Source organism: Methylobacterium tarhaniae, assembly GCF_001043955.1.
Lineage (GTDB): Bacteria > Pseudomonadota > Alphaproteobacteria > Rhizobiales > Beijerinckiaceae > Methylobacterium > Methylobacterium tarhaniae.
In genome coordinates this window covers 1-14,636 of the sequence record NZ_LABZ01000148.1, presented here as the reverse complement: position 1 = coordinate 14,636, position 14,636 = coordinate 1, and the positions used below count along the sequence as shown (strand labels likewise).

Annotated in this window: 15 protein-coding genes; 3 read left to right on the top strand and 12 right to left on the bottom strand. The window is 71.1% G+C overall.

Annotated features, from left to right (window positions below):
* Window positions 1–100 precede the first annotated feature (100 nt).
* From VQ03_RS20625 to VQ03_RS20605, 5 genes are read right to left on the bottom strand one after another with little or no spacing between them, the layout of a single operon-like run.
* Window positions 101–556, bottom strand: a complete 456-nt coding sequence (locus tag VQ03_RS20625; RefSeq protein ID WP_048452777.1) for a peptidylprolyl isomerase — start codon at window positions 554–556, stop codon at window positions 101–103.
* Window positions 553–1,041, bottom strand: coding sequence for a hypothetical protein (locus VQ03_RS20620; protein ID WP_053078678.1), 489 nt, complete (start codon window positions 1,039–1,041; stop codon window positions 553–555). Before VQ03_RS20620 ends, VQ03_RS20625 begins: the two co-directional genes overlap by 4 nt.
* A 3-nt stretch (window positions 1,042–1,044) precedes the next feature.
* On the bottom strand, window positions 1,045–1,593 hold the full coding sequence (locus VQ03_RS20615) for a peptidylprolyl isomerase (RefSeq protein WP_048452776.1): 549 nt from the start codon (window positions 1,591–1,593) through the stop codon (window positions 1,045–1,047).
* Between the two features lie 30 nt (window positions 1,594–1,623).
* Complete coding sequence (gene coaD / locus VQ03_RS20610) at window positions 1,624–2,127, bottom strand: pantetheine-phosphate adenylyltransferase (RefSeq protein ID WP_048452775.1); 504 nt, start codon at window positions 2,125–2,127, stop codon at window positions 1,624–1,626.
* Between the two features lie 44 nt (window positions 2,128–2,171).
* Window positions 2,172–2,987 carry a phosphodiester glycosidase family protein gene (locus tag VQ03_RS20605; RefSeq protein WP_083468125.1) on the bottom strand — a complete coding sequence of 272 codons (816 nt, stop codon included), beginning with the start codon at window positions 2,985–2,987 and terminating at the stop codon, window positions 2,172–2,174.
* Window positions 2,988–3,133: 146 nt separating this feature from the next.
* On the opposite strand from VQ03_RS20605, the gene VQ03_RS20600 reads away from it, so the two are divergent.
* Window positions 3,134–3,673: a hypothetical protein gene (locus tag VQ03_RS20600; RefSeq protein WP_048452774.1), complete on the top strand. Its 540-nt coding sequence runs from the start codon at window positions 3,134–3,136 to the stop codon at window positions 3,671–3,673.
* A 76-nt stretch (window positions 3,674–3,749) separates the two neighbouring features.
* On the opposite strand, the gene VQ03_RS20595 is transcribed toward VQ03_RS20600, so the two are convergent.
* Window positions 3,750–4,181 (bottom strand): DUF4174 domain-containing protein, encoded by a 432-nt coding sequence (locus VQ03_RS20595; RefSeq protein WP_048452773.1) that lies wholly within the window; start codon window positions 4,179–4,181, stop codon window positions 3,750–3,752.
* Between the two features lie 183 nt (window positions 4,182–4,364).
* Between VQ03_RS20595 and VQ03_RS20590 the strand changes: the two genes are divergently transcribed.
* The gene (locus VQ03_RS20590; RefSeq protein WP_048452772.1) at window positions 4,365–5,378 is read left to right on the top strand and encodes an NADP-dependent oxidoreductase; all 1,014 of its coding nucleotides are present in this window, start codon (window positions 4,365–4,367) and stop codon (window positions 5,376–5,378) included.
* A gap of 3 nt (window positions 5,379–5,381) precedes the next feature.
* On the opposite strand, the gene VQ03_RS20585 is transcribed toward VQ03_RS20590, so the two are convergent.
* Window positions 5,382–6,125, bottom strand: a complete 744-nt coding sequence (locus VQ03_RS20585; RefSeq protein WP_048452771.1) for an RNA methyltransferase — start codon at window positions 6,123–6,125, stop codon at window positions 5,382–5,384.
* Between the two features lie 287 nt (window positions 6,126–6,412).
* Between VQ03_RS20585 and VQ03_RS20580 the strand changes: the two genes are divergently transcribed.
* Window positions 6,413–7,627 (top strand): NADP-dependent isocitrate dehydrogenase, encoded by a 1,215-nt coding sequence (locus VQ03_RS20580; RefSeq protein ID WP_048452770.1) that lies wholly within the window; start codon window positions 6,413–6,415, stop codon window positions 7,625–7,627.
* 80 nt (window positions 7,628–7,707) lie between these two features.
* Here VQ03_RS20580 and VQ03_RS20575 read toward each other — a convergent pair whose 3' ends face one another.
* The 5 genes from VQ03_RS20575 to glgX form a co-directional block, all read right to left on the bottom strand.
* On the bottom strand, window positions 7,708–8,379 hold the full coding sequence (locus VQ03_RS20575; RefSeq protein WP_053078677.1) for an intradiol ring-cleavage dioxygenase: 672 nt from the start codon (window positions 8,377–8,379) through the stop codon (window positions 7,708–7,710).
* A gap of 39 nt (window positions 8,380–8,418) precedes the next feature.
* Window positions 8,419–10,035 carry a hybrid sensor histidine kinase/response regulator gene (locus tag VQ03_RS20570; protein WP_048452790.1) on the bottom strand — a complete coding sequence of 539 codons (1,617 nt, stop codon included), beginning with the start codon at window positions 10,033–10,035 and terminating at the stop codon, window positions 8,419–8,421.
* Window positions 10,036–10,387: 352 nt separating this feature from the next.
* Window positions 10,388–12,346 carry an AI-2E family transporter gene (locus tag VQ03_RS20565; RefSeq protein ID WP_048452769.1) on the bottom strand — a complete coding sequence of 653 codons (1,959 nt, stop codon included), beginning with the start codon at window positions 12,344–12,346 and terminating at the stop codon, window positions 10,388–10,390.
* A 126-nt stretch (window positions 12,347–12,472) separates the two neighbouring features.
* Window positions 12,473–12,850: a response regulator gene (locus VQ03_RS20560; protein WP_048452789.1), complete on the bottom strand. Its 378-nt coding sequence runs from the start codon at window positions 12,848–12,850 to the stop codon at window positions 12,473–12,475.
* Window positions 12,851–13,017: 167 nt separating this feature from the next.
* Window positions 13,018–14,636 (bottom strand): glycogen debranching protein GlgX (gene glgX / locus VQ03_RS20555; RefSeq protein WP_048452768.1); only part of this gene is annotated, 1,619 nt, incomplete at its 5' end.

Genomic DNA, 14,636 nt, shown 5'->3' with positions numbered 1-14,636 from the left:
GACTTCGTCCCGCTGCGCTCGCATCCGCCCGCCACCCTCCCCCGCGGAGGGGGGAGGGTTCCCGCGGTCATCGCGGTAGCGTCAGCTCAGTGACGAAGTCTTACGCCTCGACGCGCATCGACGTGATCGTGTCGGGATCGCGCACGGGCTCGCCGCGCTTGATCTGGTCGATCACGTCCATGCCCTCGACCACCTTGCCCCACACCGTGTACTGCTTGTCGAGGAAGCGGGCATCGGCGAAGCAGATGAAGAACTGCGAGTTGGCCGAGTGCGGGAAGTTGGTGCGGGCCATCGAGCAGGTGCCGCGCACGTGCGGCTCGGCGTTGAACTCGGCCTTCAGGTCCGGCAGGTCGGAGCCGCCGGTGCCGGTGCCGGTCGGGTCGCCGGTCTGGGCCATGAAGCCGTCGATCACCCGGTGGAACGGCACGCCGTCGTAGAAGCCCTGCTGCGAGAGGGTCTTGATCCGCTCGACGTGGTTGGGGGCGAGATCGGGGCGCAGCTCGATGACCACGCGGCCCTTGCTGGTCTCCATCACGAGTCGGTTGCTGTCGGTCATGGTCGTTCTCCTTGATTCGGACCAGGGTAGACGAAACGCAGGGCGATGGGACGCCCCGCGACGGCGCCGCCGAGCCCCGCCGTCAGCCGCGCCGGGGTGCAGCGGGCCAGCGACGCCAGGGTCTCGGCGACCAGCGCGTCCCGCTGCCGGGGCGGAACGCGCGTGAATGTGATCCGCGGGGTGCCCTGAAGGCTGCCGTCCCGCCTCAGCGAGAAGCGCGCGGTGATGGCGGCGGCCCCGAGATCGGCCGGCGGGCGCCAGCAGGCGGCGAGGTGCGGGTAGAGCGCCGCCAGCGTGTCGGCGGGTCCCTCGGATGTCGCCGTCACCGGCACCCGCACGGTCGCCCGCAGGGTCGTCGGCAGCGAGAGCACCGAGGGGTCGTCATACACGTCGAACTGCGCGGCGGCGGGCGAGGCCGGGAGCGCCAGCGCGAGGCCGGCCAGAAGGCCGGCCAGAACTTCGCCCGACGAGCGCCCGCCGCGCAAGGCTTACTGACCGTCCTGCGCCAGGCTCATCCGAACGATCTTGTCCGGGTTCTGCACGCTGCCGTTCTGGGCCGAGGAGCCCTTCTTGATCTTGTCGACCACGTCCATGCCCGAGGTCACCTCGCCCACCACCGTGTACTGGTTGTTGAGGAACGAGGCGTCGCCGAAGCAGATGAAGAACTGGGAATTGGCCGAGTTCGGGTCCTGCGAGCGGGCCATGCCGACGGTGCCGCGCTTGAACGGCGCCTTGGAGAACTCCGCCGGGATGTTCGGCAGGTCGGACTTGCCGGTGCCGGTGCCGGTCGGGTCGCCGGTCTGGGCCATGAAGCCGTCGATGACGCGGTGGAACACGATGCCGTTGTAGAAGCCGCGCTTCGTCAGCGTCTTGATCTGCTGGACGTGCTTGGGCGCGAGGTCGGGGCGCAGCTGGATGGTGATGCGGCCGTCCTTGGTGTCGAGATAGACGGTGTTCTGGTCGGGCGCGGCGCTCGCCGGGGCGGCGAAATTGAGGGCGGCGACGGACAGCACCAGGGCTGCGAGCCAGCGGATCATGGGGGAACTCCTGGGTGGAAGAGGGCCGCGTCAGGCGGACGCGGCGAAGCGGGCCGCGAGGCGGTCGGCCACCGCCGCGGGCACGAAGGGCCGCACGTCGCCGCCCATGGCGGCAATCTGGCGGACCAGGGTGGCGGTGATCGGCCGCACGCCGGTCGAGGCCGGCAGGAACACGGTCTGCACCTCCGGCGCCATGGCGCCGTTCATGCCGGCGAGCTGCATCTCGTAATCGAGATCGGTGCCGTCGCGCAAACCGCGAATGAACAGGCTGGCGCCGTGCCGGCGGGCCGCCGCCACCGCGAGGTCGGCGAAGCTGACGACCTCCAGCGTGGTGCCGGTCTCGGCGGCCAGAGGCCCGCAGGTCGCCCGGATCAGCTCCGCCCGCTCCTCGGCGGAGAAGAGCGGGGTCTTGCCCGGATGCACGCCGATCGCCACCACGAGGCGGCCGACCAGGCGGCAGGCCTGGCGCACCACGTCGAGATGGCCGTTGGTCACCGGATCGAAGGAGCCGGCATAGAGCGCGGTGCGGTTCATCGGGGTCTCCCGTAGAGCATTTTCGGGATCGGCGAAACCGCCCGTCATGGCGTCACCGCGCCGACGAGCGGCCCGAGGGGCCGGCTCAGGTCCTGGCGTCCCAGCGAGGGGGCGTAGAGGCTCGACACGCTGCCGTCGAGAAACAGCGCGTTGGGGCAGCCGAGCGCATCGCGAAACAGCCGCGCGAAGGCGCCGAAGCTCACCGGCGCCTCCGAGATCGCGAACACGGCGGTGTGCCCGTCCGGGCGCACGCCGACGCCGTTGCGGATCTTCTGCGACGGGCCGTCCTCGGAGATCTTGGGGTGGATGCGGTTGTTGATCACCAGCATCGGGCCGGACTGGGTCGCGAACTCGGCCCGGGGGCGGGCCTTCAGGTAGCGGCCGGTCTCGAGCACGCCGGCCCGGTCGCCGGCGACGTAGAACACCCCGTTCGGCTTCAGGTGGAAGTTGCCCGGGCCGTTGGCGGTGTTGGCGGCTTTCAGCTCGCGCCCGTCCTCGACGTAGAGGCCCACGGGGCTGAGGCCGTTGTCGTACATGCCGGCATTCATCGCGAAGGCGAGCCTCGCCCCCTGCTGCCCGGCGAGCCGGGAGAGCGAGCCGTAGGGCAGGCCGTCGGGCCCGCGCCAGAAGAGCTTCACCCGGGCGCGGCGCAGGTCGACGGTGCAGACCGCGTAGGCCTGGCCCTCGTGGGTCTGGGGCCGGCAAGAGGCCCCCCCGGATGCGGCCCCCCCGGATGCGGCGCCCCTGGACGCGACCGGAGCGGAGGCGGGAGCGGCCGGCGCCGCCAACCCGGGCCCGGCCCCGAGCCACAGGCCCGCCCCCAGCACCCACAACCCGATCCGTCCCGCTCTTCCCACCATGGACCTCTCCGCCTTTCGCCTGCCGACCGGTTTTCGGGGAACCGGTATAGGGCGATCGTGACGATTTGCAGCACGAACCGGGCCCGGAGATGCGGCGTTCTGGGTGCAGGGGGTTCACGCTTCTCTCGCGATCAGGAGATCGGGTCATGAAAGGCATGTTGGCAGCGTCGGCGGCCCTCGCGGGCGCCCTGCTGGTGGTGCCGGCCACCGCCGAGGCGCGCGGCTTCGGCGGCGGTGGATTCCATGGCGGGGGCTTCCGGGGCGGCGGCTTCGGCGGCTTCCATGGTGGCGGTTTCCGCGGCGGGTTCGCGGGGGGGGGCTTCAACCGGGGCTTCGGCGGCTACCGGGGCGGCTTCGGCGGCTACCGCCCCGCGGGCTTCGGCGGCGGCTGGCGCGGCGGCTACGGGGGCTGGCGCGGGGGATATGGCGGCTGGCGCGGCGGCTACGGCTATCGCCGCGGCTTCGGCTGGGGCGCGGCGGGCCTGGGCCTCGGCGTCGGTCTCGGCCTCGCGGCGGCCTCCGCCTACCCGTATTACGGCGGCTACGGCTATGGCGGGTACGGCTACGCCCCGGTCGGCTATTACGGCGGCTACGATTACGGCTATGGCGGCGGCTGCTACGAGGTGCCCCGCGTGCGCTGGACGCCCTGGGGCTATCGCCGCGTCCTCGTGACCCGCTGCTACTGAGGCGGTACCGCGCGAGACAAGAAGGGGCTGCCCGCCGGGGCGGCCCTTTTTCGTGAGGGGCTCCGGTCGCGACGCCTCAGTTCCGGGGCCTCGCGGCCTTCTCCCGCCGCATCGGCATGGCGTCGATCGTGGCGAGGAGCCGCTCGGCCGGGATCGGCTCCGCCGCGGTGAGCTTCGCCCCGCCGTCCTTGCCGACCAGCACCGCCCGGAACCCCGTTGCCGGCAGGCCGAGGCGGCGGCGCAGCGCGGCCGCCTCCCTCCCCTCCCCGATCGCCCGCACCACCACGAGGTCGCGCTCGCGCATCGCGGGGGCCGCCGCCTCGGCGATGCGCATTTGCGCGGCGGCGCGGGGATCGTCGGCGGCAGCCGCGATCACCAGCACCCGGGACTTCCAGCGATAGCGGTCGAGATCGGATCCGGCGGAGGCCGCCGGCACGGCCGCCGCGAGCAGGAGGGCGCCGGCGAGGAGCGAGGCGAAGAGCGAGGCAAAGAGCGAGGATGGGGGCATGCCGAACCCTTTCGCGGGAGCCGCCGGACGGGCCGACGGGCTTCCTCCGCAGGTAAGGCTCTTACAATCTCCGGCCAGCGCGGCGTTGACGCGCGGGGTGGGCCGTCCCAGTTGCGAGGTGCCGAGCGCGAGCGTGGCCGCGAGGCCGGCTCGGGCCGCAAAGCCCCTGCAGGGAGGTCCCGCATGTCCGACGTGAACCGCCGCATCGTCCTGGCGTCCCGGCCCCACGGCGAGCCGACACCGGCCCATTTCCGTCTCGAGCGCGGGACGGTGCCGGTCGCGAAAGAGGGCGAGGTGCTGCTGCGCAACCGCTATCTCTCCCTCGATCCCTACATGCGCGGCCGGATGAGCGCGGCGAAATCCTACGCCAAGCCGGTCGAGATCAACGAGGTGATGGTCGGCGCCACGGTGGCGGAGGTGGTGGCCTCGCACCATCCGGGCTTCTCCGCCGGCGACACGGTGCTGGCCTATGGCGGCTGGCAGGATTTCTCGGTGTCGAACGGCCAGGGCCTGCGCAGGCTCGATCCCGCTTCGGCCCCCGTCACCACGGCGCTCGGGGTGCTGGGCATGCCGGGCATGACCGCCTATACGGGCCTCCTCACCATCGGGGCGCCGAAAGCCGGCGAGACCGTGGTGGTGGCCGCCGCCACCGGCCCGGTCGGCTCGCTGGTCGGCCAGATCGCCAAGCTCAAGGGGGCCCGGACGGTCGGCATCGCCGGCGGCGCCGACAAGTGCCGCCATCTCACGGAGGAGCTGGGCTTCGACGCGGCGGTGGACCACCGCACCGGCGACCTGCCCGGCGCGCTCGCGGCGGCCTGCCCGGACGGCATCGACGTGTACTTCGAGAATGTCGGCGGCGCGGTGTTCGACGCGGTGCTGCCGCTCCTCAACGACTTCGCCCGGATCCCGGTCTGCGGCCTCGTCGCCAACTACAACATGACCGAGCTGCCCCCCGGGCCCGACCGGGTGCCGGCCCTGATGCGGGCGGTGTTGAGCAAGCGGCTCACCTTCCGCGGCTTCATCGTCTGGGATTTCGCCGACCAGGAACAGGCCTTCTTCTCCGATGTCGGCCAGTGGCTGCGCGAGGGCCGCGTGCGCTACCGCGAGGACGTGGTCGATGGGCTGGAGAGCGCGCCGGAGGCCTTCATCGGCCTGCTCAAGGGCCGCAACTTCGGGAAATTGGTGGTGAAGCTGTAGGCTTCACTCCTCCGGGGGGCGCCGTGCCAGGGCGCGCAGGGCTCCCCGGAAGCTGCGCACGTCCTGCTCGGTCATCGCCATGCGGTGGAACATGTCGCGCATGTTGCGGATCATCCCGTCGCGCTTCGCCGGCGGGTAGTAGCCGGCCGCGTCGAGGTCGGCTTCCAGGCTCTCGAACAGCGAGATCACGGCCTCCCGCGGTGCCGGCCCGGAGCGGAGCCCCCCCGAGAACGGCAGCACCGCCTGCCCCGCCGCCCGCCGCCACTCATAGGCGACGAGCAGGACGCTCTGGGCGAGGTTGAGCGAGGCATGCTGCGGATCGACCGGGAAGGTGACGATGGCGTCGGCGAGGGAGACCTCGTCGTTCGACAGCCCGACCCGCTCGCGCCCGAACAGGACGCCGACCCGCTCACCCGCGGACAGCCGCCCGGCGGCCTCCGCCATCCCGCCGTCGGGCCCGAAGACCCGCTTCATCTGGCCCCGCTCTCGCGCCGTGGTGGCGAGCACGTAATGCAGGTCGGCCAGGGCCTCGGCGACCGTCGCGTAGATCGTCGCGCCGTCGAGGACGTGCGTGGCGTTCGAGGCCGTCTCGCGCACGCCCTTCATCGGCCAGCCGCCCTTCGGGTTGACGATGCGCAACGCGTCGAGCCCGAAATTCCCCATCGCGCGGGCGGTCATGCCGATATTCTCGGCGAGCTGGGGCTCGACCAGGATGATGACGGGGCGGGGTGGAGAAGCGTCGGTCATGGTGTGTCGGTCGGCGAGACGGGATGCGCCGGCACATAAGGCCTTGCGCTGCTTCCGCGAAGGGGTACGGCCTCGGGAACTGCCGGGGTCCATCCGCGTTCTCTCAACGGACCTCCTTGCAGCCCCGGTGCCCCCGCGCCGGGGCTTTTTTCGTGACGCCGGAGAAAAACCATTCCGTCCCGGCGCTTCCCCCTGTTTGTGCAGCGCGCTATGACCGCGCCACGGCCGGCCGCGCGCCTCACGCGGGCATGGGGGCGGCCCCCGGTTCACGGAAGGCTGGATCAGACATGGCGAAGATCAAGGTGGCGAACCCCGTCGTCGAGCTCGACGGCGACGAGATGACCCGGATCATCTGGCAGTCCATCAAGGACAAGCTGATCCACCCCTACCTCGACGTGCCGCTGGAATATTACGACCTCGGAGTCGAGCATCGCGACGCCACCAACGACAAGGTGACGATCGAGGCCGCCGAGGCGATCAAGAAGCATGGCGTCGGCGTGAAGTGCGCCACCATCACCCCGGACGAGGCCCGGGTGAAGGAGTTCAACCTCAAGGAGATGTGGAAGTCGCCGAACGGCACGATCCGCAACATCCTCGGCGGCGTGATCTTCCGCGAGCCGATCATCTGCAAGAACGTGCCGCGCCTGGTGCCGGGCTGGACCCAGCCGATCGTCGTCGGCCGCCATGCCTACGGCGACCAGTACCGCGCCACCGACTTCAAGGTGCCGGGCAAGGGCCGCCTCACCGTCAAGTTCGAGGGCGAGGACGGCACCGTCATCGAGCGCGAGGTGTTCAAGTTCCCGGGCGCCGGCGTCGCCCTGTCGATGTACAACCTCGACGAGTCGATCCGCGACTTCGCCCGCGCGTCGATGAACTACGGCCTCGCCCGCAAGTTCCCGGTCTACCTCTCGACCAAGAACACCATCCTGAAGGCCTATGACGGCCGGTTCAAGGACATCTTCGAGGAGGTGTACGAGGCCGAGTTCAAGTCGCGGTTCCAGTCGGCCGGCATCACCTACGAGCACCGCCTGATCGACGACATGGTCGCCTCGGCCCTGAAGTGGTCCGGCGGCTATGTCTGGGCGTGCAAGAACTACGACGGCGACGTTCAGTCGGACACTGTGGCGCAGGGCTTCGGCTCGCTCGGCCTGATGACCTCGGTGCTGCTCACCCCCGACGGCCAGACCGTCGAGGCCGAGGCCGCCCACGGCACGGTGACCCGCCACTACCGCGAGCACCAGAAGGGCAAGGAGACCTCGACCAACTCGATCGCGTCGATCTTCGCCTGGACCCGCGGCCTGTCGCACCGCGCCAAGCTCGATTCCAACGCCGATCTCGCCAAGTTCGCCGAGACCCTCGAGAAGGTCTGCGTCGACACCGTCGAGGCCGGCTTCATGACCAAGGACCTCGCCCTGCTGGTCGGCCCCGACCAGAAGTGGCTCTCCACCACCGGTTTCCTCGACAAGATCGACGAGAACCTGAAGGCCGCGATGACGGCGTAAGTCGCTGGAGGGCGGCCGGGCTCCCGGCCGCCCTTCCGGCCCTCGTTCCCCGCGGCCCGATCGTGGCCGCGGGGAACCCGTCACGCTCCTCTGACCACCAGCGTCAGCGCCGCTTCGTAACCCCCGCCCTCCTGGTCCCCGCTCTCTCGGCGCACCTCCGCGATGCCGCGGCCCTCGGGGTCGTCCCGGCGCATGAGGACGTCGCGGGCATTGCCGATCCGGCCGCGCCGAGCACGGCCCGCATAGGCGGGACTGCCATGCACCGCCTCGCTCACCGCGTCCGGGAAATAGATCTGGCCCGTGAGGGCCGCGCGGCCGCCCAGGATCACCTTCACGTGCAGGTGGGGCGTGCGGCCCGGATACCAGCCCGGATAGATCGTCCGGAAGGCCACGCGGCCGGCACCGTCGGCGACTTGCGTGCCGCGCAGGAAGGTCCGGCCGAGGGTGGACGCGCCCCGCTCGCCCTGATCGGAATAGCCCGAGTAGCGCCCTTGCGCGTCAGCGTGCCAGAGATCGACGCGGGCCGCGGGCAGGGCGACGCAATCCCGTAAGCTGACGACCTGAAGGCTGACCCTGAGCGGCGTACCCTCCCGGTCCTCCCGGATATCCGACCGCAGCAGGCGCGGATCGAGGTAGAACGGTCCCTCCACCGCCTGCGGCGTCAGAAGGCAGGTCGCCTGGGCGGGCCGGGGAGCCAGGAGGCCGGCCGCGAGGGTGCCCAGCATCACGCGGCGCGTCGGGCGATCCGGCATCGGCTCCTCCTGTTCCCGCCGGAGCGGGGTCGTTGCGTCTCAGCTCACCCCGGTCGGCCCATCGAGCACCGCCCGCACCCGCCGCGCCAGCTCCATCCGCCGGTAGGGCTTGTTGATGATCTCGAACTCGGTGCCACCGGCATCGGTGCGCTCCAGCGAGGCCTCGGCGTAGCCGGTGGTGAGCAGCACCTTGAGGCGGGGCTGGCGGCGGCGCGCCTCGCGGGCCAGCATCACGCCGTTCATGCCGCCGGGCATGATCAGGTCGGAGAACAGCAGGTCGACCCGGTCGCCGCCATCCAGCAGCTCGAGGGCCTGGCGGCCGTCGGTGGCGAGCAGCGTCGTGTAGCCGAAATCGCGCAGGATCGCCCGGGCGAGCTCGGCGACGTCGCGGCGGTCGTCGACGATCAGGATCGTCTCCGTGCCCGAGCGCTGCAGCCCGTGGTTGCCCGGACCGGGCGCCGGGCGCTCCTCGCTGTCGCTCATCGGGAAGTAGAGCCGGACGGTGGTGCCGTGGCCGGCCCGCGACTCGATCACGACGGTGCCGCCGGACTGCTTGGCGAAGCCGTACACCATGGCGAGGCCCAGACCCGTGCCGCGGCCCTCCTCCTTGGTGGTGAAGAACGGCTCCATCACCCGCGCCAGGATCTCCGGCGCCATGCCGAAGCCGGTATCGGTCACCGACACCGAGACGTAGCGCCCGGTCTGGGCTAAGCCGGAGGGCAGCTCGTCGGCGTCGAAGACGTGGTTCTCGGTCCGGACCATCACGGTGCCGCCGTCCAGCATCGCGTCGCGGGCGTTGAGCAGGATGTTGACCAGCGCGACCTCGGTCTGGGTCGGGTCGAGGCGGGCGTTCCACAGGCCCTCTCCCAGCTCGGTCTCGACCGTGATCCCGTCCCCGAGGGTGCGGCCGACGAGGTCGCGCATGCCCTCGACCAGGTTGTTGAGGTTCACCGCGCGTCCGTCGAGGCGCTGCTTGCGGGCGAAGGCCAGGAGCTGCTGGGTCAGGGTGGTGGCGCGCTCGGCGGCGTTGCGGATGTTGTCCACCGCCCGCCCCATCCGGCGCGGATCGGCCGCCGGGTCCTCGAGCCCCGATTGCAGGATGTCGACGTAGCCGACCACCACCTGGAGCAGGTTGTTGAAGTCGTGGGCGATGCCGCCGGTGAGCTGGCCGAGCGCCTCCATCTTCTGCGACTGGCGCAGGGCCTCCTCGGCGTCGCGCCGGCGCGACACGTCGAGCTGGGAGCCGAAGAAATAGACCAGATCGCCCTTCTTGTCGTAGACCGGCGAGATGAACAGCGCGTTCCAGAAGGTCGAGCCGTTCTTGCGGTAATTCAGGATCTCGGTGGCGATCTCCTTCCGCTCGGCGATGGCGCGGCGCACCTCCGCCACCGTCTCGCGGTCGGTCTCGGGCCCTTGCAGGAAGCGGCAGTTGCGGCCGACCAGCTCCTCCGGCGCGTAGCCGGTCATGCCGCGGAACGCCTGGTTGGCGAAGATGATCGGGTTGTCCGGCTGGCGCGGATCGGTGACGATCATCGGCATCCGCGTCATCTCGACGGCGGCGAAGAAGATGTCGCTGTGGTGGTCCGACACGTCCGTGGGCACGTCGGCCACGGTCGGCCGGGTCCCGAGTTCGGTCGGCGTTCGCTTCACACTCATCGTCGCTCCGGTGCCCCGCGGACCGAATCCCATCGCTCCATGGGATCCTACACTCGGTACTCCTTACCCTCGGCACTCTGCACAAGGGCCGACGCCGCCCTCGGCGACCGCGACCGGGCGTCCCTCCAGAATCCGGATAGGCCAGGCGACGCAAGGTTGCAATGGTCACGGCCGCCTCGATCGGCCTGCGAGGGCCGATGCGGGCCGAAGAAGCGGCGCCCGGATCGAATTGTCCGGTCTCGACCGCGGCGATGGACTTCGCCGTGGCCCCGCCGACACCGTCCGGGCCCGACCGGATCACGCGGCTCTGCTCTGGCGCAGGTGGCCTTCCCGGATCGTAAGCTTGCGTCCCTCAGGCCCGCATCCGCTCGAGATCGCCGGGGCTCTGCCCCGGCCGGGCGGCCTCGCGCCTCGCCTCGCGGGCTTCGCCCGCACCGGAGAGCCGCAGGGCGGCGTCGAGGGCGTCGCTGATCGTGGCGACCAGGATGTCGGCGGAGGTCGCCCGGCGCAGGCGGTCGCGGCCGGCCGGGTCGCGCTCGCGCCAGATCGCCACCATCACCCGCACGCCCGGGATCGCCCGCCGAGCGAGGCGCGCGGCGAGCCGGATGTGGGAGGTGCTGATCGGCTCGATGTAGGACAGGCAGACCAGGGCGACGCCGTCTGTGTCCGGCCGCTCGCCCTTGTTCAGGGCGTCCTGGCTGGTGATGCGGGCGTTGAGGCCGTGGCGCCCGAGCACCTGGGCCAGCATGCCGGCGGCGGCGGCGTCGAAGGGCCCGCGGCTCGCCACGATCAGCACCGGGGCGCTGCCGCGCCAGGCCGGCGCCAGGTCCTCGGGCCGGCGCACGATGGCGGTGGCGGCCCGGTCCGGCCCGAGGGCGGCCACCGCCGCCTCGGTCTCGGCGCTGCGGACCGCGGAGGCGCCGCGGCGGACCGGCAGCGTGCCCAGCGTCGTCACCACGGTCTCGATCGCCTTGCCGACCGCCTGCTGGCGATCCGCCGCCAGCGCCCCGCTCGCCCGGTCGTTCTGGGCCAGCCGCAGGCCGCCGAGCGCGATCTCGTCGTAATAGGTGGCGAGCGCGCGCTCCTTCAGCACCTGACGCGCCTTGTCGATCGCCTCGAGGGGATCGCCCGCCAGCATGCGCTGGTAGAAGATCTCGGAGGGCGCCAGCGCCGGCCGGTCGCCCAGCATCACGTCGAGGAATTCCAGCCGCTCGACGTGGCGGCCGAGCACCACCAGGCAGACGGTGATCGGGGTGGCGAGCACGAGCCCGACCGGTCCCCACAGGAAGGTCCACAGCGTCGCGGCCAGGATCACCGCCACCGGCGAGAGGCCGGTCGAGTGGCCGTAGAGCAGCGGCTCGACGACGTGGCCGGCGACCGGCTCGACCACCGCGAACAGCACCAGGGTGGCGATCAGCATCGACCAGCCCGGATCGACCGCCGCCGCGAGCAGCAGCGGGAAGGCCATGCCGATGACGGCGCCGATATAGGGCACGAAGCGCAGGATCGCCGCGAGCACGCCCCACAGGATCGGGCTCGGCACGCCGATCAGCCAGAGGCCCGCTGCCACCACGACCCCGAAGGCGAGGTTGAGCCCGGCCTGGGCGAGGAAGAAGCGCGAGAGCCGCGCCACCGCGTCGTCCATCGCCGCCGTGGTGGCGCGCAGGTCGCCGGAGCCGGCGAGCCGGATCGCGCGGTTGCGCAGGTCCTCGCGCTGGGCGAGGAAGAACAGGGTGAAGAGCAGGATCAGCCCGACCGTGGCCAGCGGATGCAGCACCGGCGCCACGAGGCCGCCGAGGGTGGTGAGCAGCCCCGCCTTCGGCTCGCGCACCTCGACCAGCATGGGCTTCTCGGCATCGGCAGGACCGCGCGGCTTAGCGGGTTCCGGCGGCTGCAAGTCCTGGCTGAGGTCCTGCACCGCCTGGAACAGGCGCTCCAGGGTGGCGCCGCCGCCGGCCTGGGCGCGCAGGGTCCCGAGCTTCTCGCGCATCGTCACGGTGTAGCGCGGCAGGTCGGAGGCGAGCTGCGACGCCTCGTTGGCGATCAGGAGGCCGAGGCCCCCGATGGCGCCGAAGGTCGCCAGCACGACGACCAGCACGGCGAGCGAGCGCGGCAGGCGCCGGCGCTGCAGGCCCCGCACCGCCGGGGCGAGGACGAAGCTCAGGAGCACCGCGAGGGTGATCGGCATCAGCACGTCCCGCCCGAGCGACAGGATCGCGCCGATCGCCAGCACCAGCAGGCAGGTCGCCAGCGCCGTGAACACCGGCATCGCGTCGCGCAGGCGGCGCGCCGTCACGGGATCGTCGATCATCGGCCTCTCATACCATTGTGCCTTCGCATCGACGTGTCGATGCGAAGGCGTCCGGCGCCTGTCGGGCTTAGCCGGCGTCGTCGAACGAGTCCGTTCGACGACGCTGCGGTATCAAGCGCGAGGATTTCAAGGAGTGGGCGGCGTGCCGAGGGCGGCGCCGATCTGGGTCAGGAGCTTCGAGAAGTCGACGGGCTTGGGGTGGTAGTCGTCGCAGCCGGCCTGGATCACCTTCTCGCGGTCGCCCGACATGGCGTGGGCGGTGAGCGCGATGATCGGGATCCGGGACGTCTCGGCGTCGGACTTGAGGGCGCGGGCCGCCGACCAGCCGTCGAGCACCGGCAGGTTCATGTCGAGCAGGATGATGTCCGGCCGGCTCGTGCGGGCCTTCATCACGCCTTCCTCGCCGTCATGGGCGAGCACCACCTCGTAGCCCCGCCGCTTGAGCCGCCGGGAGAGGAAATCCCAGATTTCCTCGTGGTCCTCGACGAGAAGGATCTTTGCCACCGCCCCCACTCCACGCTCGCGCAGCCCCGGAGGCCGGACGGCCGGTCCGGCCGCCCCCTCGCACCGCGCACCATCGAAAGACCCTGATACACGCCCGTCCGCCTCTGACGCAGCGGACGGGCGCAGGTATCCCGGGTCCGACTCAAGTGGGCAGGCCCGCCCGGTTGTCACCCCTCCGGCGTCAGCCCGAATGCCACGCTCTCGGATTCCGCCCGCTCGAAGGCCTGGATCACGTGCTGGTAGGAGCGCCAGGTCTCGCTGGCATGGTCCACGCCGGTCGGGCGCAGCACGAACATCAGCATCGAGCGGCCGGTGACCGCGTAGGTGTCGCCGACGCCGAACCGGGCGAGGTCCTGGGTGTCGGGCAGGTTGGTGTCGAGCACCCGCATCCAGGCATCGCCGCCGACCACCTCCGGCAGGGTGAACTCCACCACGTCGTGATAGGCGTTGAACAGGAGCATCAGGGTCGCCTCGCCCCCGCGCCGGTGGATGCCGCTCGTCTGCGCCCGTCCGTCGAGGACGACGGTGAGCGAGCGGGCGCCGCCGTCGTTCCAGTTCTCCGGGGTCATCTCGGTCCCGGAGGGCGTGAGCCAGCTCACGTCCTTGACGCCGAGCTCGTCGTCGTAGGCGCCGGTGAGGAAGCGCCCGCGGCTCAGCATCGGCAGGGACTTGCGCAGGATCAGCAGGCGCTGGGTGAACTCGGCCAGGTCCCGCTCCTCCGCGCCGATCGCCTGCCAGTCGATCCAGGAGATCTCGTTGTCCTGGCAATAGGCGTTGTTGTTGCCGCGCTGGGTGCGGGCGAACTCGTCGCCGGCGAGCAGCATCGGCGTGCCGCGCGACAGGAGCAGGGTCGCCAGCAGGTTGCGCATCTGGCGCATCCGCACGGCGCGGATCTCGGGATCGTCGGTCGGCCCCTCGGCGCCGTAATTGTAGGAGAGATTGTGCGAATGGCCGTCCCGGTTGTCCTCGCCGTTCGCCGCATTGTGCTTCTCGTTGTACGAGACCGTGTCGGCGAGGGTGAAGCCGTCATGGGCGGTGATGAAGTTCACCGAGGCCCAGGGGCGCCGGCCGCGCTTGTTGAACTTGTCGGCCGAGCCGGTGAGACGGGAGGCGAGCGCCGGCAACAAGCCCTCGTCGCCCTTCCAGTAGCCGCGGACCTCGTCGCGAAAACGGTCGTTCCACTCGGCCCAGCCGGGCGGGAAGCCGCCGACCTGGTAGCCGCCCGGGCCGCAATCCCACGGCTCGGCGATCAGCTTGACCGAGGACAGGACCGGGTCCTGGCGGCAGGAATCGAGGAAGCCGCCGCCCTCGTCGAAGCCGTAGGGCTCGCGGCCGAGGATCGTCGCGAGGTCGAAGCGGAAGCCGTCGACCCGCATCTCGGTCGCCCAGTAGCGAAGGGAATCCGTCACCATCTGCAGCACCCGCGGGTGCGAGAGATTGACGGTGTTCCCCGTCCCGGTGTCGTTGATGTAGTAGCGCTTCTGGTCCGGCAGCAGCCGGTAGTACGAGGCGTTGTCGATCCCCTTGAACGACAGGGTCGGGCCCTTCTCGTTGCCCTCGGCGGTGTGGTTGTAGACCACGTCGAGGATCACTTCGAGGCCGGCCCCGTGCATGCGGGCGACCATCTCCTTGAACTCGGAGAAGGCGAAGTCCGGGACGGCGGCGTAGCGCCGGGCGGGGGCGAAGAACGAGAGGGTGTTGTACCCCCAGTAATTTACCAGATCCTTCTCCAGCAGGTAGCTGTCGTTGACGAAGGGGGGGGCGGGCGAGCACCCGACCGGCGTGG